We start from the raw sequence: 18,805 nt of genomic DNA, 5'->3' as shown, positions 1-18,805 counted from the left end.
GAGCAACGGTACGGCAGCGGCGCGCCCCGGTCACCCGTTTTCCGCCGCCACGGCCACCAGCACGTCCCGCTCGATCGCCTGGTCCACCCGGTGCGCCAGGCCGAGGTAGCCCGGCCCGTCCACCACCCGCAGGCCCGCTCCGGTCAACACCGCCTCGGCGGCGGCCCGGGGTGCCACGTGGGTGTTCCAGGACAGCCCGAGCGCCCCGCCGGGGCGCAGCAGTTCCCGCCAGACCGGCACGGCGGCGGTGAGCAGGTCGAGCGGGCTGCGGGACAGGCCCTGCCCGGTACGGCTGCCGTGCGCCACCCCGTACGGGGCGTCGGTGACGATCACGTCGGCGCAGCGGGGCCGGAGCACCTCCCGGGCCCGGGTGGTGTCGGTGTGCAGCACGGTGACCCGCTGGGTGGCTCCGGCCCGGTGCGCGTCGTGGGAGGGGGCGAGCACCGCCTCGAAGCGCCGGGCGACGAGCTTGCGATCCCGGCGCACCGGCACCGTCTCGGCGGTGTGCTTGTGCCGCTTGCGCCGCAGCCAGGTACGCAGGAACGCCGCGTACGCGTCCACGTCCTTGCCGTCGTGCTCGACGCCGATGCCGTCGTAGCCGTACATCAGGGCCTGGTTGAGGGTGGTGCCCCGGCCGCAGAGCGGGTCGAGGACCACCAGCTGCCGGTCCAGCATCGCGCCGGCCGACGCGGAGGCGAGCACCGTGGCGTTGAGCAGCAGCCGGGTGAACTGCTCGTTGGTCTTGCCGGCGTACTTCGGGATGGTGATCAGATCGGAGTCGTACCGGGCGAGCGGGTGCAGCGGCACCGGCCGCAGCAGGTCCTCCCCGACCCGCTCGAACAGCGCGTACGCCGCCGACAGGTTGGCCAGGTAGGCCAGGTCGCGCCGGCCCGGGCCGGGCTCCGGGGCGGCGAAGGTCAGGTACTCCACCCCGCCGATGCGCTCGACCGCGGCGTCCACCGGAGCCGTGTCGAGCACTCCCGCCCCGGCGAAGATCTCCAGCTCGGCGCGGGCCAGCCGGCCGGCGGCGTCGGCGTAGACCCGGTTGGCGGACGGGGCGAGAAGCAGCGCGTACCTGAGCACGTCGGAGATTGTTCCAGCCTGCGGAAACGGCGACGGCCGGGGCCCGGAGGCCCCGGCCGTCGCCGGTCGTTCACGCCGCTCAGGCGCGCGGCTTCTCGCGCATCTCGAAGGTCTCGATGATGTCGCCGACCTGGACGTTGTTGAAACCGCCCAGCGTCAGACCGCACTCGAAGCCCTCGCGGACCTCCGTCGCGTCGTCCTTGAACCGCTTCAGGGAGCTGATCGTGAGGTTGTCCGCCACGACCGCCCCGTCCCGCAGCAGCCGCGCCTTGGCGTTGCGGCGGATGAGGCCGGACCGGACGATGCAGCCGGAGATGTTGCCGATCTTGGACGAGCGGAAGACGTCGCGGATCTCCGCGGTCCCCAGCTCGACCTCCTCGTACTCCGGCTTGAGCAGACCCTTGAGCGCGGCGTCGATCTCCTCGATGGCCTGGTAGATGACCGTGTAGTACCGGATCTCCACGCCCTCGCGGTCGGCGATCTCGCGGACCTTGTTGGCGGCCCGCACGTTGAAGCCGATGATCGTGACCGCCTCCGACGAGGCGCTCGCGAGCATGACGTCGCTCTCGGTGATCGCACCCACGCCCCGGTGGATGATCCGAAGCTGGACCTCCTCCGGGATGTCGAGGTTGAACAGCGCGTCCTCGAGGGCCTCCACGGAACCGGAGACATCGCCCTTGAGCACCAGGTTGAGCGAGGTCTTCTCGCCCTCCTTGAGCTGCTCCATGAGCGTCTCGAGGGTCGCCCGGCCACGGGAGTTGGCGAATGCCGCCGCCCGCCGCCGCGCCTGCCGCTGCTCGGCGATCTGCCGCACGGTCCGGTCGTCCTCGGCGGCCAGGAAGGTGTCACCCGCTCCCGGCACCGTGGTCAGACCGAGCACCATGACCGGACGCGCCGGACCGGCCTCGTCGACCGGCTTGCCGTTCTCGTCGAGCATGGCCCGGACCCGGCCGTGCGCCCCACCGGCGACGATCGAGTCGCCGGCCCGGAGGGTGCCCTTCTGCACCAGCACCGTCGCCACCGCACCGCGGCCCTTGTCCAGGTGCGCCTCGATCGCGACACCCTGCGCCGGCCCGTCGATCGGAGCGGTCAGCTCCAGCGACGCGTCGGCGGTCAGCAGCACGGCCTCGAGGAGGTCCTCGATGCCGATGCCGGGCTTGGCCGCCACGTTGACGAACATGGTGTCGCCGCCGTACTCCTCGGCGACCAGGCCGTACTCGGTCAGCTGCTGGCGGACCTTGTCCGGGTTCGCCTCCGGCTTGTCGACCTTGTTGACCGCGACCACGATCGGCACGTCCGCCGCCTTGGCGTGGTTGAGCGCCTCGATGGTCTGCGGCATCACGCCGTCGTCGGCCGCCACCACCAGGATCACGATGTCCGTGACCTGGGCACCACGGGCACGCATGGCGGTGAACGCCTCGTGACCCGGGGTGTCGATGAAGGTGACCGCGCGGTCCACGCCGTCGTGCGGGACGTGCACCTGGTAGGCACCGATGTGCTGGGTGATGCCGCCCGCCTCGCCGGCCACGACGTTCGCCTTGCGGATCGCGTCGAGCAGCTTGGTCTTACCGTGGTCGACGTGACCCATGACGGTCACCACCGGCGCACGGCTGACCAGGCGGTCCGCCGCCACCTCGGCGTCGAGGTCGATGTTGAACTGCGCGAGCAGCTCGCGATCCTCGTCCTCCGGGCTGACGATCTGCACGTCGAAACCGAGGTGCTCACCCAGCAGCAGCAGGGTGTCGTCGGAGCACGACTGGGTCGCGGTCACCATCTCGCCCAGGTTGAACATCTCCTGGACCAGCGAACCCGGGTTGGCGTTGATCTTGTCGGCGAAGTCCGACAGCGAGGCGCCACGGGACAGCCGGACGACCTGACCCTGGCCCCGGGGAGCACCCGAGGACATGGTCGGGGCCGACAGGTTGTCGAACTCCTGTCTGCGCTGCTTCTTGGACTTGCGACCGCGGGTCGGCCGACCACCCGGACGCCCGAAGGCACCCGCGGCGCCGCCGCCACGGCCACGACCGCCACCACCCGGACGGCCGGCGCCACCGGCCGGACCACCCGGACGGAAGCCACCACCGGCACCGGCACCGCCGCCACCGCCGGGGCCGCCACGGTAGCCACCGCCACCGCCGCCACCACCGCCGGGACCGCCACGGTAGCCACCGCCACCGCCGCCACCACCGGGACCGCCACGGTAGCCACCGCCACCGCCGCCGGGACGACCCGCGCCGCCACCGGGACCGCCACGACCACCACCGGGGCCGCCGGGGCGACCCGTGGTCGGACGCTGGCTCGGCATCGACGCCGGGCTGGGCCGCGGCGGCATGGAGGCCGGGCTGGGCCGCGGCGGCATGCCGGCCGGGCTGGGACGGGGACCGCCCGCACCGGCGGCCGGCGGCCGCTGCTGGCCACCCTGGATGCCGAACGGGTTGTTGCCGGCGCCGCGCGCCGGCGGACGGCCACCCGGACGTCCGCCCGGACCCGGGCTCGGCGCGCCGGGACGACCGGCGGCCGGGGTACCCGGACGCGGCGGCACGGCGTTCGGGCCGGGACGCGGACCGGGACGGGGACCGCCCTCGGTCGGCGGCTCCCGGCGGACGTTCTCGCGCTGCTGCTGGCGGGCGGCCTGAGCGGCCTTCACCGCGGCCTCCTGCTCAGCCTTCAGCGCGGCGGCGCGTGCCTCGGCGGCCGCCACCTCGATGTCGTGCGCGCTCGCCGGCTTGGCGACCGGGGTCGCCGGCTGCGGCGGGCCGGGGACCGGGCCCTTGGGCTTCGGTCCAGGGGTCGGCGCGGCCGGCCGCCGGGGCGGCATCGGCTTGGCCGAGACCCGGGGGGCACCCGGGGTCGGGGTCGGCGTCGGGGTCGGTGCCGGGCTCGGGGCGGCCGCCGGCGGGGCGGTCGGCGCCGAGGAACCACCGGCGGATGCGACGAAAGCGCCACGCAGCCGTCGGGCGACGGGCGCCTCGACGGTGCTGGACGCGGACTTCACGAACTCGCCCATCTCCTTGAGCTTGGCGAGAACGGTCTTGCTTTCGACCCCGAGCTCTTTGGCAAGCTCGTGTACGCGGGCCTTACCTGCCACTGCACTCCTCACTCCGAGGTCGTGCGGGCAGCACCCGCAGCGACCTCACTCGTGCACTTGAAGCCTGGTCATTTCAGGGACTTCATCGTGTGCTCATGTCGGTCGTCCTACCTTGCTAGCGACCCTCGACCGGTCGGGTTGACCGGTCGTCGGGGGTTGCGCGTCAACGTGCTCCGCCAGCGCACCGTGATCGACGATCCCGGTGACACGCAGCGCCCGCCCGAAGGCGCGGCGCCGCACCGCTTGCGCGAAGCAGGCCGGATCCGGGTGCATGTTCGCTCCCCGACCCGGCAGTCTGCGGGCCGGATCGGCCCGGAGGCTGTAATGACCAGCCTCGTCGCCGACCGCGACGATCCGCAGCAACTCGCTGGCCGGCGCCCGCTTCCGGCAGCCCACACAGGTGCGTTCCGGTAGCGCGCGTCGTGCCACTGGAGGAAGTCTACCCCTAGCTGTTCGAGATCGCGCCGCCCGGCTCGGGTACGTGATCAGCTCCGCTCCGCGCGGCCCCACCCGGCTGCTCGGCGTCGGAGCGGATGTCGATCCGCCAACCGGTCAACCGCGCAGCAAGCCGGGCATTCTGCCCTTCCCGCCCGATCGCCAGCGACAGCTGGAAGTCCGGGACGGTGACCCGGGCGGTCCGGCTGGCCAGGTCGACCACCTCGACCCGCAGGGCCTTGGCCGGCGAGAGCGCGTTGCCGACGAAGGTGGCCGGATCGTCCGACCAGTCGATGATGTCGATCTTCTCGCCGTGCAGCTCGCTCATCACCGCGCGCACCCGCTGGCCCATCGGGCCGATGCAGGCGCCCTTGGCGTTCACGCCGGGAGCGGTCGAGCGCACCGCGATCTTCGTCCGGTGACCCGCCTCACGCGCGATCGCCCCGATCTCCACGGTGCCGTCGGCGATCTCCGGCACCTCGAGGGCGAAGAGCTTCTTCACCAGTGCCGGGTGCGAACGGGACAACGTGATCTGCGGGCCGCGCATTCCCTTGGCCACGTGCACCACCACGCAGCGGATCCGCTCGCCGTGCGCGTACCGCTCGCCGGGGACCTGCTCGGACTGGGGCAGGACGCCCTCGAGCTTGCCCAGGTCGACGCTGACGATGCCCTTCTCGGCCCGCGCCTCGTGCGCCTGCACCACGCCGGTGACCAGGTCGCCGTCGCGGCCGACGTACTCACCGAAGTGCACCTCGTCGGTGGCCTCCCGCAGCCGCTGGAGGATCACCTGCTTCGCGGTCATGGCGGCGATCCGGCCGAAGTCGTGCGGGGTGTCGTCCCACTCCCGCACCACGGTGCCGTCGGCGTCCACTTCCTGGGCGTAGACCGAGGCGGCCCCGGTCTTGCGGTCGATCTCCACCCGGGCGTGCGGCTCGGCGCCCTCGGTGTGCCGGTAGGCGGTCAGCAGCGCGGTCTCGATCGCCGCGAGGATGGTGTCGAACGGGATCTCCCGCTCGCGCTCCAGTGCGCGCAGCGCCGCGAGGTCGATGTTCACCTCTCCTCGTCCTCCACATCATCTTCGTCGTCGTCACCGAACTCGTCCGCCTCGTCGATCTCGTCGAGGCGGCTGAACTCCACCTGGACCCGGCCGGGTCCGAGTTCGGCGTAGGAATGGTCCACGCGGCCGGCGTCGGTCTCCAGCGCCACGTGTTCGTCGTCCGCCCCGGCCACCCGGCCGGTGAGCTGCCGGTCCCCCTCGGGGCCCCGCACGGTCACCTTGACCAGCCGGCCGACGTTGCGCCGCCAGTGCCGGGGCAGGGTGAGCGGCCGGTCCACGCCGGGCGAGCTGACCTCCAGCTGGTACTCCCCGGCCACGATGTCGCCACCGGCCTCCTCGGCCGCGTCCAGCGCGGCGGAGACCGCCCGGGAGACGTCGGCGACGGCGTCCAGGTTGATCCCGCCGTCGGCGTCCACGATCACCCGGACCACGTGCCGGCGACCGGCGCGGGAGACGGAGAGGTCCTCGAGGTCGTACCCGGCGGCGGTGACCACCGGCTCGATCACCTCGCGCAGCCGGGCCCGGCGGGCGGCCAGGTCACCGCGGGGCGCGCCGCTCGGGTCCCCGGTACGGGGCCCGGCGGACCGGCGGGGTCGCCCGGAGGGCCCCGTCGGCCTGGTGGCACGGCCACGCTGCGTCATCTGCGCACCCTTCTGGTGTTCCGACGGGCCGATCGGCCCGCCATGCCGGCACGCCACCGGGGCGAATGCGCCCGGTGGCTGCGCAGAGCGTAACGCGCGGGCCGGCCGGTGGACCCGGCGGCGCACCGACGCCGATGGGCCCACGACCCGGCACGGATGGTGTTGACTTGTCCGGTGGCGACCGGCAGAACGACACGATCTCAGGAAGCAGCGGGACATACCCGGCGGAATCTCCTGCGCGCCGGGGCGCTGGTCGCGCTCGGCGGCGCCGCCGCGCCGCTGACCGGCTGTGATCTTCTGGACCGCGACGACGACTCCCGCGGACCGGACCCCCTCGAACCGCTCGCCGCGGAGTCGCTCGCCCTGGAGGCCCGCCACCGGGCCGCGGTCGCCGCCGCACCGGACCTGGCCGACCGGCTCACCGCGATCGCCGACGCCCATCGCGCGCACGCGGAGGAACTGCGCAAGGTGATCGGCCGGCCGGCACCCAGCGGCTCCCCCGCCGCCACCCCGACGCCGGCCGGGACCGACCCGGACGGCCTGGTGGCCGGGCTGCGCCAGGCGGAGCAGCAGGGCCGGGCGAACGCGGCGAAGGCGTGTGCCGCCGCGCCGGCCGAGCGGGTCGCGCTGCTCGGCTCGATCGCCGCCGCCCGGGCGACCCACGTGGAGGCGCTGAAGTGATCCCGCGCACCGCACCGACCGGCGGCGGGCCGGCCCAGGCCCGGGCGGACGCGCTCACCGCCGAGTACGCGGCGATCTGGGCGTACGGGGTGATCGGGGTACACCTCGCCGACGACGACCGGCGGGCCGCCCGCAGCGCCGAGGCGGCCCACCGGTCCCGCCGGGACGCCCTGATCCTCCAGCTCAGCACGGGCGGCGGTCAGGTTCCCGCCGACCGGGCCGGGTACGCCCTGCCCTACCCGGTGACCGACCGGGCGAGCGCGGTGAAGCTGGCGGTCGAGATTGAGGAGCGCACGGCCGGCCACTGGCGGGCGGCGCTGCCGCACAGCACCGGCGCCGACCGGAATCAGGCCCTCGCCGCGCTGACCGACTGCGCGCTGCGGGCCACCCGCTGGCGGCGCGCCGCCGGCGTGAGCCCGATCACGATCCCGTTCCCCGGCCGGCCGGTCTGAGCGGCGGCCCGGTCACCCCGCGGATCGCTCCGGTTGCGGTCCGCATACCAGGTATGCATACTCCTCGCCATGTCCATCCGTCACGGCCTGCTCGCCCTGCTCGAACGCGGCCAGATGTACGGGTACCAGTTGCGCGCCGCGTTCGAGGAGTCCACGGGCGCCACCTGGCCGCTGAACATCGGGCAGGTCTACACCACGCTCGCCCGGCTGGAACGCGACGGCCTGGTCCGCCCGCTGCCGGAGAGCGAGGCCGGGCAGCGGCCGTACGAGATCACCGACGCCGGCCGGGCGGACCTGGCGCTGTGGTTCGCGACCCCGATCAGCCACGCCGACCGCCCCCGGGACGAACTGTCGATCAAGCTGGCCCTGGCGCTCACCACCCCCGGCGTGGACGTGCGCGGGGTGGTGCAGACCCAGCGCAGCGCCACCATGCGCGCGCTGCAGGAGTTGACCCGGTTGAAGTACGCCAGCGACAAGCCGGAGGATCTGCCCTGGCGGCTGGTGCTGGACGCGATGATCTTCCAGGCCGAGGCGGAGATCCGCTGGCTCGACCACTGCGAGACCAGCCTGGTCCGCTACCGTCCCGCGACCGGCCGGCCGACCGGCCGCCCCGAGGCGGTGGACCGGACCGACGAGGCGGCCCGCCGGTGAGCCGGGGGCCGGTCCGGCGGGAGACGGAGGAACCGCGGTGAGCGTGGTGCTGGAACTGCGGGAGGCGCACCGGACCCACGGCGCGGGCGCGGCGGCCGTGCACGCGCTGCGCGGGGTCAGCCTGGCCGTCCGGGCCGGCGAGCTGGTCGCGGTGATGGGCCCGTCCGGCTCGGGCAAGTCGACCCTGCTGGCGCTCGCCGGCGGGCTGGACCGCCCGACCGGCGGAGAGGTCCTGGTCGAGGGGGAACCGCTCGGTGGCCTGGGCGCGCGGGAGCTGGCCCGGCTGCGGCGCCGCCGGATCGGGTACGTCTTTCAGGATTTGAACCTGCTCGGCAGCCTCACCGCGGTGGAGAACGTCGCGCTGCCCCTGGAACTCGACGGCGTCGGCGTCCGGGCCGCCCGCCGGGCCGCGCTGGCCGCGCTCGACGAGGTGGGCGTGGCGGGGCTGGGCGACCGGTTCCCCGACCAGATGTCCGGCGGCCAGCAGCAGCGGGTGGCGATCGCCCGGGCGCTGGTCGGCGATCGCCGCCTGGTGCTCGCCGACGAACCCACCGGCGCGCTCGACTCGCAGACCGGGGAGGCGGTGCTGCACCTGCTGCGCCGCCGGGTGGACGCCGGCGCGGCCGGGGTGCTGGTCACCCACGAGGCGCGGCACGCCGGCTGGGCCGACCGGGTGGTCTTCCTGCGGGACGGGGATCTGGTCGACGCGACGGCGCCGCTGCCCGGCGTCGAGCAGCTGCTCAGCGGCAGCGAACGGTGAGCCGGGGCCGGCTCGCCGCCGCGCTGGGCTCCTGGCGCGCCGCGCTGCGGATCGCCCGGCGCGAGGCCCGCCGGGCCCGGGGGCGTACGGCGCTGGTGCTGGCGATGATCACGCTGCCCGTGCTGGGCCTCACCTTCACCGCCGTGAGCTACGACATGGCGCAGCTGACCCGGGCGGAACAGCTGGACCGGCGGCTCGGCGCGGCCGATGTCGAACTGCGCTGGGTGGCCGACAGCGCCCAGCAACAGGACGCCTGGGGCAGCAGCTACTGGCCGGCCGGCGAGGCGGAGAGCGTGCCGCTGACCCGGGCGGTGACGGCAGACCAGGTCACGAGCCTGCTGCCGGCCGGCAGCCGGGTCACCCGGGTCCGCTGGTGGATGTCGTTCGAGGTGCCGTTCGGCAACCGGATCAGGTCGCTCAACGCGCGCGCCCTCGACCTCACCGACCCGCTCGCCCGGCCCCTCGCCAGGCTGCGCGAAGGCCGGCGGCCGACCGCCCCCGACGAGATCGCGGTCAGCCCGCGGGCCCAGCGCCGGCTGGACGTACGCCTCGGCGAGCCGGTGCGCACCGCCGACGGCACGAGCTACCGGGTGGTCGGCGTGGTGGAGTTCGCGGACGACCTCGGGGAACTGGTGGTGCTGCCGCCGGCGGCGCTCCGCGGGCCGGCCGGGCCGGTGGACGACAGCTGGCTGGTGGACCTGCCCGGACCGGCGGACCGGGCCCTGCTGGACCGGCTCAACCAGCGCGGGATCGTGGTCGCCGGCCGGGTCCCGCTGCCCGGCCGGGAGGAGACCGTCACCGGACGGGGCCTGCCCGACCCCGAGCAGGCGGGCAACAGCCTCCTCGTCGGCGGGCTGGGCCTGCTGGAGGTGGTGCTGCTGGTCGGCCCCGCCTTCGCGGTGGGCGTACGCCGGCGGCGGCGGGACCTCGCCCTGGTCGCGGTGGCCGGCGGGGACGCCGCGCACCTGCGCCGGATCGTGCTGGCCGACGGCGTGGTGCTCGGGGCCGGTGGCGCGGCGCTCGGGCTGCTGCTCGGGGTGGGTGCCGCGTTCGCCGGGCGGCCCCTGGTCGAGCAGTACCTGATGTCCGCCCGGTCCGGCGGGTACCGGGTCTTCCCTTCCGCCCTGGCCGCGATCGCCGCGGTGGCGGTGCTGGCCGGCGTGCTGGCCGCGCTCGCCCCAGCGTGGACCGCGGCCCGGCAGGACGTGGTCGCCGGGCTGGCCGGGCGGCGCCAGCCGCCCCGGCACCGCCGCCGCTGGCTGGTACTCGGGGTGCTGCTCACCGCCGCCGGGGCCACCGTCGCCGCGCTCGGCTCCGCCCGGACCTCCCCGACCGTGGTGCTGGCCGGCCTGATCCTCGGCGAGCTGGGCCTGGTCTTCGCCACCCCGACGCTGGTCGGGCTGCTCGCGCGGGCCGGGCGGCTGCTGCCGCTGGCGCCCCGGCTCGCGCTGCGCGACGCCAGCCGCAACCGCTCCTCCGCCGCGCCGGCCATCTCCGCCGTGATGGCGGCGGTCGCCGGCAGCGTGGCCCTGGGCGTCTACGTGGCCGCCGACGACGCCCGCGGGCGGGCGCAGTGGCAGCCCGGCATGCCCCCGGGCAACGTGCTGCTGCTGCGCGGCGGCGACCTGGTCGACGGTGCGCTGCCGCCGGTCCGGGAGGTCGCGGACCGGGTGCGGGCGGTGCTGCCGGACGCGACCGTCGCCCCGCTCGCCGTACCGGACTGCGCGAAGCGGCTGTCCAAGCAGGACTTCTGCCTGGCCTCGGCGGTGCTGCCAGCCGAACGGCGCTGCCCGTACCGCCCGGGCGACACGCTCACCGAGGCCGACCGCACCCGCGCCCTGGCCGACCCCCGCTGCGTCCGGCCGTTCCGCGACCCGACCGGCCTCTACCAGCCCACGTCGGTGGACGACGGCACCGCGCTGGCCGCGCTGACCCACGCCCCCGCCGCGGAGATCGCCGCCGCGACCCGGGTGCTCGGGGCGGGCGGCGTGGTGGTCACCGACCCCCGGCTCCTGGTGGACGGCCGGGTCACGGTCGCCGTCAGCCACGCCGCGCCCGCGGCCACGGCCACGGCCACCTTCCCCGGGTACCTACTGCGCGGTGGGCTGCCGGTCGACCGGCTCGTGCTCTCCCCGCCGGCCGCGGCCGCCGTCGGACTGGTCGGCGGGCAGCTCGGCTACGTGATCGACACCGCCGGGCCACCCACCGCGCCGGAGCGGGAGCGGCTCGCCGTCGAGCTGGCCCCGCTCGCCGCGCTGAACGTCGAGGTGGAGGAGGAGCACCGCACCGACCAGCGGCCGTTGCTGCTGCTGCTCTCCGCCGGCGCCGGGCTGATCACGCTCGGCGCGGCCGGGGTGGCCACCGGCCTCGCCGCCGCCGAGGGCCGCCGCGACCTCGCCACGCTCGCCGCGGTCGGGGCCGATCCCCGGGTACGCCGGCTGCTGTCGATCTGCCAGGCCGGGGTGATCGCCGTGCTCGGCTCGGTGCTCGGGCTGGCCGCCGGCCTCGGCTCCGCGGCCATCATCCTGGTCTCGCTCAACAGCCGGTACGCGCAGGCGTGGCCGGCGCAGGAGCCGTACCCACTGGTGGTGCCCGGGCTGACCGTCGCCGTGCTGGCGGTGGTGCCGCTGGTGGCCATGCTGGGCGCGGGACTGTTCACCCGGTCCCGGCTGCCGGTGGAACGCCGGCTGGACTGAGCGCGGGACGCACAGGGGGTGTCGCGCCGGGGCCGGGGCCGGCACACTGGGCGGGTGTCCGCCCTGGGAAGCCTCACCCGCCGCCTCGGCCACCAGAAGTGGTTCGCCGCCACCATGCGCCTGCTCGTCCCCGCCGACCGGCTGGTCGGCCGGCTCACGAAGGGCCGGGTGATCGCGTTCGGGCTGGTGCCCTCCCTGGTCCTCACCACCACCGGCCGCCGCTCCGGCAAGCCGCGCAGCAACCCCCTGCTGTACGTGCCGGACGGCGACGCGTACGTGGTGATCGGCTCGAACTGGGGACAGCAGCACCAGCCGGCGTGGTCGTTGAACCTGCTCGCCCAGCCCGCCGCCGAGATCGACGTGCGGGGACGCCGGGTCCCGGTCCGCGCCGAACTGATCAACGGCGACGAGCGGGAGCGGCTCTTCGCCCGCCTGGTCGACGAGTGGCCGGCCTACCGGACGTACGTGGAACGGGCCGGCGGCCGCGAGATCCGGGTCTTCCGCCTGGTCCCCACCCCCTGACCGCCCTGGTCCGCGCCCCGCCGCGGCGCAACCGTCCGGGACGTGACCGAGACCGGCCGGGCGAGGCGAACGGGTGGGTCCGCGCCGCCTGGATAGGCTGGTCGACGTGCGCCGGGCCGCCGTCGGGCCGCCCGGTCGCCGGACCGGAGGTGGACCGTGGACACCGGCGGCACCGAGTTGGAGACCGACCGCTACCTGGACGACCCCCGCTGGCGCGTCGCCGAGCGGGTGAGCGACGGGGCGCTGCGCCGGTTCCCCGCGGACATTCTCGCCGTGGCGGTGCACGGGCCGCTCGCGCACGGCGACGACGACGGTGGCGGGGACGGCGAGGTGAGCCTGCTGCTGGCGACCTACCGAGCGGGCGGTGGACCGGCCCCGGCCACCCGGCGGGTGGCCGGGGTGCTGGTCGACCTCACCGTCGCCGGCGCCGACGACTACCTGCGGCAGGCCCGGACGATCACCCCGCTCTGGCCGCTGGCCGCCGACCGGTACGTCACCACCCGGGCGCTGCACGACCCGACCGGCTGGCTGCGCACGCTGCGCGACGAGCACCTGGCCCGGCTGGCCCGGGCCCGCCCGGCGGAGTTCACCGCCGCCGCCCGGCAGGCGTGGTACCGGGGCAGCGCGGCGCACGCCCGGGCGCTGCGGCTCGCCGAGTGGTACGAGACGGATCAGGCGCTGCTCATGCTCGGCGAGGCCCGCCTCGCGGCGGCCACCGTACAGGGGCTGTTCAGCCGCACCTACTTCCGCGACCCGGGCGACGCGGTGCGGCGTACCGGGCTGGCCGGCGCCGACATGACCGAGGTGGGCGCGGTGCTGACCCGGCAGGCCGAGGAGCTGGCCGCCCGGGGCCGCCCGGTCGACGGCACCGTCGACGATCTCCTGAACGGCTGACGCCGTCCCTCGCGCACCCCGCCCTCCGCTGGCTGCTCGGTCAATGCAGGGGAGCACGCCCGATCCTGGATGTGGTGGCCTCGGCGCGGCGCGAGGCCACCACATCCTGGGTTCAGCACGATCTTGGTCGACGGTGCCCGGCGCTCACGGTCACCTGCAGCGTGGTCAGCCGAGGCCGCCCTGGACTCCGATCAGAGTGCCGACCAGGTAGGTCGCGGCGGCGGCCAGCGCCCCGAGCAGGAACTGGCGCAGCCCACTGGACCACCAGGGGCGGTGGGTGAACCGGGCGACGATCGCGCCGGCCACGAAGAGGCCCACCCCGCCGACCCCGAGCGCCAGCCAGAGGCTGGTGAAGCCGAGCAGGTAGGTGATCAGGGGCACCAGCGCGCCCAGCGAGAAGCAGAGGAACGAGGAGACGGCCGCCGCCCAGGGGCTCGGCTGCTCGTCCGGGTCGATGCCCAGCTCCTCCCGGACGTGCATCCGCAGCGCCTCCTCGGGGTTGCGCCGGATCTCGTTGGCGACCTGCAGGGCCAGGTCCCGGGGCAGGCCACGGGCCACCCACGCCTCGGCCAGCTCGCGGGCCTCCGCCTCGGGGTGCCGCTCCAGCTCGCGCCGCTCCTTGGCCACCTCGGCGGCCACCTGCTCGTTGGACGACCGGACGCTGGTGTACTCCCCCAGCCCCATCGAGATCGCCCCGGCGACCAGGCCGGCGGTGCCGGTGAGCACGACGCTGCGCGGGGAGACGCCCCCGCCGCCGACGCCGGCGATCAGGGCGATGTTGGTGACCAGGCCGTCCATCGCGCCGAACACGGCCGGCCGGAGCCAGCCGCCGGCCACGTCCGCGTGGTGCGCCTCGCGCAGCGCCGCCGGGGTCTCGGTCACGGCAGGGTCAGGATCTCGTAGCCGTCGTCGGTCACGACGATGGTGTGCTCGAACTGCGCCGTCCACCTGCGGTCCTTGGTGACCACCGTCCAACCGTCGTCCCACATGTCGTACTGGTGGGTGCCGAGGGTGATCATCGGCTCGATGGTGAAGGTCATGCCGGGCTCCATCACGTCCGTGGGCCGCGGGCTGTCGTAGTGCGGCACGTACAGGCCGCTGTGGAAGGACTCGCCGATGCCGTGACCGGTGAAGTCGCGGACGACGCCGTAGCCGAACCGCTTCGCGTACGACTCGATGACCCGGCCGATGACGTTGATCTGCCGCCCCGGCGCGACCGCCTTGATGCCGCGCATCATCGCCTGGTGGGTCCGCTCCACCAGCAGGCGGGCCTCCTCGCTCACCTCGCCCACGCAGAAGGTGGCGTCGGTGTCGCCGTGCACTCCGCCGATGTACGCGGTGACGTCGACGTTGATGATGTCGCCGTCCTGCAGCACCGTCGAGTCCGGGATGCCGTGGCAGATCACCTCGTTGAGGCTGGTGCAGCAGGACTTCGGGAAGCCCTTGTAGCCCAGCGTCGACGGGTAGGCGCCGTGGTCGCAGAGGAACTCGTGGACCACCTTGTCGATCTCGTCGGTGGTCACCCCCGGCTTGCAGTGCTCGCCGGCGAGCTGGGTGGCCTGGGCGGCGAGCCGGCCGGCGACCCGCATCTTCTCGATGGTCTCCGGCGTCTGCACGTGCGAGCCCCGCCACTCCTGTGGGCGCTTCTTGCCCACGTACTCGGGGCGCGGGATGTGAGCGGGCACCGCTCGCCACGGGGAGAGCGTGCCGGGGGTCAGCGGCGCACGGACGGTCATGGGCACAGCCTATCGCCGCGTGCCGGGGTGACCCCCGCCACGGCCCGCTCGGCCGGGTTGTTGCCGTGCCCCAAGCGCTGTGCCATTGTTGCTCCGTGGATCAAGAAGGCGCATCTTCCGTCTTCTCCGCGACCGCGGAGGTCGACGGTGACCACCTCCGTGTCACCGTGGCCGGCGAGGTCGACATGGCCACCGCCGACACCATGTTCCAGACCGTCCTCCGCGAGCCGGCCCGGCGGGTCACGCTCGACCTGCGCGCGGTCACCTTCTTCGACTCGGCGGCGATCCACGCCGTGGTCCGGCTGGCCCAACGGTTCCCGGGCGCGCTCACCGTGCTGCCGTCCCGCCAGGTGCACCGGGTGCTGGAGATCTCCGGCCTCGGCGGGCAGGACTGGCTGGCACCCGCCTGAGCGGCGGGGTGGCTCAGTCCGCCAGCCGGCGGCGCAGCGTCACCGTGGTGCCGTCGGCCGTCCGGGTGACCGAGAGCTCGCCGAGCGCCTCGATCAGCGCGAGGCCACGACCGCGGAAGCTGGAGCCGCTCGACTCCCGCCACCGCCCGGTGTCCCGGACGGTCGCGATCACCGTCCGGTCCTCGATCGTCACCTCGACGGCGATCACCGCCTCGACCGGGGAGACCGGGTGTTCGATGGCGTTCGCGGCGGCCTCGGAGATCGCCACCGTCAGGTCGAACAGGTCGGTCTCGCCGACGTGGTGCGCGACGAGGAAGTCCTCCAGCCGCTTGCGCAACACGCTCAGCCGGGTCGGATCGGCCGGCAGCCGCAGCGCGAAGCGGTTCAGCTCGGCCGCCTCCAGCGCCAGCACCGCCACATCGTCGTGCCGGGCCCGCCCGGCCACCCGCTCGACCACCGCGTCGACCAGGTCGGCCACGTGCTCGCCCCGGGTGGCCGCGTCGCGCCGCAGCTGGTCGAGGCCGGCGTCGACGCCGAGCCGCCGCTCCTCGACCAGGCCGTCGGTGTAGAGCAGCAGCCGGTCGCCGGGGGCCAGCTCGCCCTCGACGGTCGGGTACTCGGTCTCCGGGATCGCGCCGACCGGCGGCCCGAGGGCGCGGTCGTGCAGCAACGTCACGTCGCCTTCCCGGATCAACAGGGGCGAGGGGTGGCCCGCGCTGGCGTACCGGAGCCGGCCGGTGCGCGGGGCGAACCAGAGGCACAGCACGGTGGCGAAGGAGCCGCCCTCGGTGGAGCCGACCAGATGGTTGAGCCGGGTCAGCGCCGCTCCCGGGGGGAAACCCTCCAGCACGTACGCCCGCAGTGCGTTGCGGAGCTCCCCCATCGCGGCGGCCGCCCGGACCCCCTTGCCCACCACGTCGCCGATGACCAGGACCAGCTCGTCGTCCGGGGTGCGGATCACGTCGTACCAGTCGCCGCCGACCTCGACGTCGGCGCTGCCGGGCAGGTAGCGGCTGGCCACCAGCGCGCCGGGCAGCTGCGGCAACGTCCGGGGCAGCAGGCTGTGCTGGAGCGTCGTGGCGATCCGGTGCTCGGCCTCGTAGAGCTGGGCGTTCTCCAGCCGTACGCCGACCAGCCGGGCCAGCTCGGTGAGCGCGGCCTGCTCGGTGCCGCCGTCCTCCCGGCGCCAGACCCGCAGCTCGCCGAGCTGCTCGCCGGTGGTCCCGGTCAGCGGCAGCACCGCCGACGGCTCGAGCGGAGCGTCCCCGCCGCCGTCCGCCTCGTACCGGGCGCCGGTGGCGGTGACCACCACCCGGACGGCCTCGGCGAGGCTGAGCGCGTGCCGGGCGGCGACCTGCACCACGTCGGCGGTGGACCGGGCGGTGTTGATCGCGACGGCCGCGTCGGCGAGGGCGCGCAGGCGGCGGATGATCTGCCCGCGCAGCTGGCCCAGCTCGACGTTGGCCCGGACCCGGGCGATCAGCTCCTGGCTGGAGAAGGGCTTGGTCAGGTAGTCGTCGGCGCCGGCGGCGAGCCCGGCGACCTCCTCGGCCGAACCGGCCCGCGCGGAGAGCATCACGATCGGCACTCCCCGGGTGACCGGGTTGGCCCGCAGCGCGGTGACCAGACCGAAGCCGTCCAGCCGGGGCATCATCACGTCGGTAAGCACGAGGTCGAACGGCGAGTCGACGGCGAGCCGCAGGGCCTCCACCCCGTCCGGCACGGCAACCACCTGGTAGGCGGGCGAGAGCAGCCGGCTGACGTGCTCGCGCAGGTCGGCGTTGTCGTCGGCGAGCAGGATCCGGCCCGACCCGGCCGGCCCGGCGGTCGGCTCGGGCAGGTCGCCGGGGGACGTGGCCTCGTCGGTCCAGAGCGCCGTCTCGGCCACGTAGAGCCGCGCCTGTTCCGACTCGCTCAGCGGCACCGGCGCGAGCGCGGCCACCCGGTCGGCGGGCAGGTGGCCGTACCCGAACGGAACGGTCACCGTGAACGTGGTGCCCCGGTCCACCGCGCTGTCCGCCCGCACCGTGCCGCCGTGCATCTCCACCAGCTCGCGGACCAGGGCGAGCCCGATGCCGGTGCCCTCGTGGGTACGCGAGCGGGCCCCCGGCACCCGGTGGAACCGCTCGAACACCTGCGGCAGCTCGTCCGGCGCGATGCCGACCCCGGTGTCGGCGACCGACAGGACCGCGGCGCCCTCGTGGGCGCGGATCCGGACCCGGATCTCGCCGTCGAAGGTGAACTTCACGGCGTTGGAGACCAGGTTGAGGACGATCTTCTCCCACATGTCCCGGTCGACGTAGACCGGCGCGGGCAGCGGCGGGCAGTCAACGACCAGGCGCAACCCGGCCCGTTCGGTGGCCGAGCGGAAGGTGCTGGCCAGCCGGGAGGTGTAGTCGGCCAGGTCGGTGGGCTGGTAGCGGGCGGCCAGCCGGCCGGACTCCAGGCGGGAGAAGTCCAGCACCGTGTTGACCAGCTTGAGCAGCCGCAGCGCGTTGCGGTGCATCATGCCCAGCCGCTCGGTGTACGGCGCCGGCAGCGCGGGGTCGGCGAGCAGGTCCTCCAGCGGGCCGAGGACCAGGGTGAGCGGGGTGCGGAACTCGTGGCTGACGTTGGCGAAGAAGTTGGTCTTGGCCCGGTCCAGCGCGGCCAGTTCGGCGGCGCGGACCCGTTCCTGCTCGTACGCGCGCTGCTGGCCGACCGCCCGGGACACCTGGGCGGCGACCAGCTCGACGAAGTCCCGGTAGTCGTCGCCGAACGGCAGCCGACGGGCCACGCCGAGCAGCAGCACGCCGGCCGGCTCGTTGGTGGCGGTGAGGGGCAGCACCAGGGCCTGGTCGGCGGCGTCCGGCGGCACCTCGCCGAGCAGGTCGGCGACGGACACCCAGCGGGCGCCGCTCTCCGCCGGGCCCGGCTCCGGCGGCCCCCCGGACAACGCGCCCGGCGCCACACCCGCGCAACCGGCCAGCGCCGCGCTGCCGTCCCCGTCGTTCAGCCAGATCGCGCTGAACGGCACGTCGGCCCGGTGCGCGTCGAGCACCCGGGCGACGGTCCGGCCCAGCTCGACGGTGCTCTGCACATCGGCGAGCGCGGTGCCCAACTCGGCCAGCGCGCGCAGCCGGCGCTCGCCGAGCACCCGCCCGGTGGTCTCGTTGACGAAGCAGAACACGCCGTTGACGCCGCCGTCGGCCTCGCGGATCGGGTCGTACGAGATGTCGAAGTAGACGTCCTCGAGGAAGCCGTGCCGGTTCAGCACGAAGGGATGGTTCTCGCCCCGGTAGGGCACGCCAGTGCGGTGGACCCCGTCCAGCAGCGGCCCCAGCACGTCCCAGGTCTCCGCCCAGTGCTCGCGCGCCGCCCGGCCGATGACCGCCGGGTGCTTGTCGCCGATGGTCGGCCGGTAGGCGTCGTTGTAGAAGGCGAGGTGGTCCCGGCCCCAGAAGACCACCATCTGCGCCCGGGACGAGAGCATGGTGCTCATCGCGTGGGAGAGCGCCGGCGGCCACGAGTGCGGCGGGCCGAGCGGGGTGGTCGACCAGTCGAAGGCGCGCAGCCGTTCGCCCATCTCGCCGCCGGCGGCGAACGCGGCGGCCAGCAGCGGTGGGAGTCCCGCCTCGCCGGTCCCCGAGGACGCCCGAGTGCCGTCCTCGCCCCCCTGGGCCGAGCCCATGCAGCCTCCTGCTCCGGCCTTGTCGACGA

16 protein-coding genes are annotated in these 18,805 nt (G+C 74.9%); 8 read left to right on the top strand and 8 right to left on the bottom strand.

Translation table 11 applies throughout. The annotated features are described in order from the left end of the window. Nucleotides 1–30: 30 nt before the first annotated feature. From EFE23_RS01985 to rimP, 5 genes are all read right to left on the bottom strand, one after another. Nucleotides 31–1,083 (bottom strand): TRM11 family SAM-dependent methyltransferase, encoded by a 1,053-nt coding sequence (locus EFE23_RS01985; protein ID WP_123239130.1) that lies wholly within the window; start codon nucleotides 1,081–1,083, stop codon nucleotides 31–33. Between the two features lie 79 nt (nucleotides 1,084–1,162). Continuing rightward, the gene (gene infB / locus EFE23_RS01980) at nucleotides 1,163–4,171 is read right to left on the bottom strand and encodes a translation initiation factor IF-2 (RefSeq protein WP_123239129.1); all 3,009 of its coding nucleotides are present in this window, start codon (nucleotides 4,169–4,171) and stop codon (nucleotides 1,163–1,165) included. Between the two features lie 93 nt (nucleotides 4,172–4,264). Further along, entirely contained in the window at nucleotides 4,265–4,600 is a 336-nt protein-coding gene (locus EFE23_RS01975) for a YlxR family protein (RefSeq protein ID WP_123239128.1), read from the bottom strand. Nucleotides 4,601–4,616: 16 nt separating this feature from the next. Continuing rightward, nucleotides 4,617–5,660, bottom strand: a complete 1,044-nt coding sequence (gene nusA / locus EFE23_RS01970; protein WP_123239127.1) for a transcription termination factor NusA — start codon at nucleotides 5,658–5,660, stop codon at nucleotides 4,617–4,619. Beyond that, nucleotides 5,657–6,304, bottom strand: coding sequence for a ribosome maturation factor RimP (gene rimP / locus EFE23_RS01965; RefSeq protein WP_123239126.1), 648 nt, complete (start codon nucleotides 6,302–6,304; stop codon nucleotides 5,657–5,659). The genes nusA and rimP overlap by 4 nt, the downstream gene beginning before the upstream one ends. A 234-nt stretch (nucleotides 6,305–6,538) precedes the next feature. On the opposite strand from rimP, the gene EFE23_RS01960 reads away from it, so the two are divergent. The 7 genes from EFE23_RS01960 to EFE23_RS01930 all read left to right on the top strand — a co-directional run bounded on the left by EFE23_RS01960 (nucleotide 6,539) and on the right by EFE23_RS01930 (nucleotide 12,960). Next, on the top strand, nucleotides 6,539–6,985 hold the full coding sequence (locus tag EFE23_RS01960) for a hypothetical protein (RefSeq protein ID WP_233600826.1): 447 nt from the start codon (nucleotides 6,539–6,541) through the stop codon (nucleotides 6,983–6,985). After that, complete coding sequence (locus EFE23_RS01955) at nucleotides 6,985–7,437, top strand: ferritin-like domain-containing protein (RefSeq protein ID WP_123239176.1); 453 nt, start codon at nucleotides 6,985–6,987, stop codon at nucleotides 7,435–7,437. The genes EFE23_RS01960 and EFE23_RS01955 overlap by 1 nt, the downstream gene beginning before the upstream one ends. 69 nt (nucleotides 7,438–7,506) lie before the next feature. Next, nucleotides 7,507–8,088, top strand: coding sequence for a PadR family transcriptional regulator (locus EFE23_RS01950; protein WP_123239125.1), 582 nt, complete (start codon nucleotides 7,507–7,509; stop codon nucleotides 8,086–8,088). Between the two features lie 43 nt (nucleotides 8,089–8,131). Beyond that, nucleotides 8,132–8,848, top strand: coding sequence for an ABC transporter ATP-binding protein (locus EFE23_RS01945; RefSeq protein ID WP_199736890.1), 717 nt, complete (start codon nucleotides 8,132–8,134; stop codon nucleotides 8,846–8,848). Beyond that, on the top strand, nucleotides 8,845–11,544 hold the full coding sequence (locus tag EFE23_RS01940) for an FtsX-like permease family protein (RefSeq protein ID WP_123239123.1): 2,700 nt from the start codon (nucleotides 8,845–8,847) through the stop codon (nucleotides 11,542–11,544). The genes EFE23_RS01945 and EFE23_RS01940 overlap by 4 nt, the downstream gene beginning before the upstream one ends. 54 nt (nucleotides 11,545–11,598) lie before the next feature. Further along, entirely contained in the window at nucleotides 11,599–12,066 is a 468-nt protein-coding gene (locus tag EFE23_RS01935; RefSeq protein ID WP_123239122.1) for a nitroreductase family deazaflavin-dependent oxidoreductase, read from the top strand. A gap of 156 nt (nucleotides 12,067–12,222) precedes the next feature. After that, a complete protein-coding gene (locus EFE23_RS01930; RefSeq protein WP_123239121.1) occupies nucleotides 12,223–12,960 on the top strand; it encodes a nucleotidyltransferase domain-containing protein in 738 nt (245 codons plus the stop codon). Nucleotides 12,961–13,125: 165 nt separating this feature from the next. On the opposite strand, the gene EFE23_RS01925 is transcribed toward EFE23_RS01930, so the two are convergent. After that, on the bottom strand, nucleotides 13,126–13,842 hold the full coding sequence (locus EFE23_RS01925; protein ID WP_123239120.1) for a VIT1/CCC1 transporter family protein: 717 nt from the start codon (nucleotides 13,840–13,842) through the stop codon (nucleotides 13,126–13,128). Beyond that, entirely contained in the window at nucleotides 13,839–14,696 is an 858-nt protein-coding gene (gene map / locus EFE23_RS01920; RefSeq protein ID WP_123239119.1) for a type I methionyl aminopeptidase, read from the bottom strand. Before map ends, EFE23_RS01925 begins: the two co-directional genes overlap by 4 nt. Nucleotides 14,697–14,791: 95 nt before the next feature. Between map and EFE23_RS01915 the strand changes: the two genes are divergently transcribed. Then, nucleotides 14,792–15,106, top strand: a complete 315-nt coding sequence (locus EFE23_RS01915; RefSeq protein WP_233600822.1) for an STAS domain-containing protein — start codon at nucleotides 14,792–14,794, stop codon at nucleotides 15,104–15,106. Nucleotides 15,107–15,119: 13 nt separating this feature from the next. Here EFE23_RS01915 and EFE23_RS01910 read toward each other — a convergent pair whose 3' ends face one another. After that, nucleotides 15,120–18,776 carry a SpoIIE family protein phosphatase gene (locus EFE23_RS01910; protein WP_123239117.1) on the bottom strand — a complete coding sequence of 1,219 codons (3,657 nt, stop codon included), beginning with the start codon at nucleotides 18,774–18,776 and terminating at the stop codon, nucleotides 15,120–15,122. Nucleotides 18,777–18,805 lie beyond the last annotated feature (29 nt).

It is taken from the genome of Micromonospora solifontis, from assembly GCF_003725545.1.
GTDB lineage: Bacteria > Actinomycetota > Actinomycetes > Mycobacteriales > Micromonosporaceae > Micromonospora > Micromonospora solifontis.
Note: the sequence above shows the minus strand (reverse complement) of the source record. Positions and strands in the feature narration are given on the sequence as shown.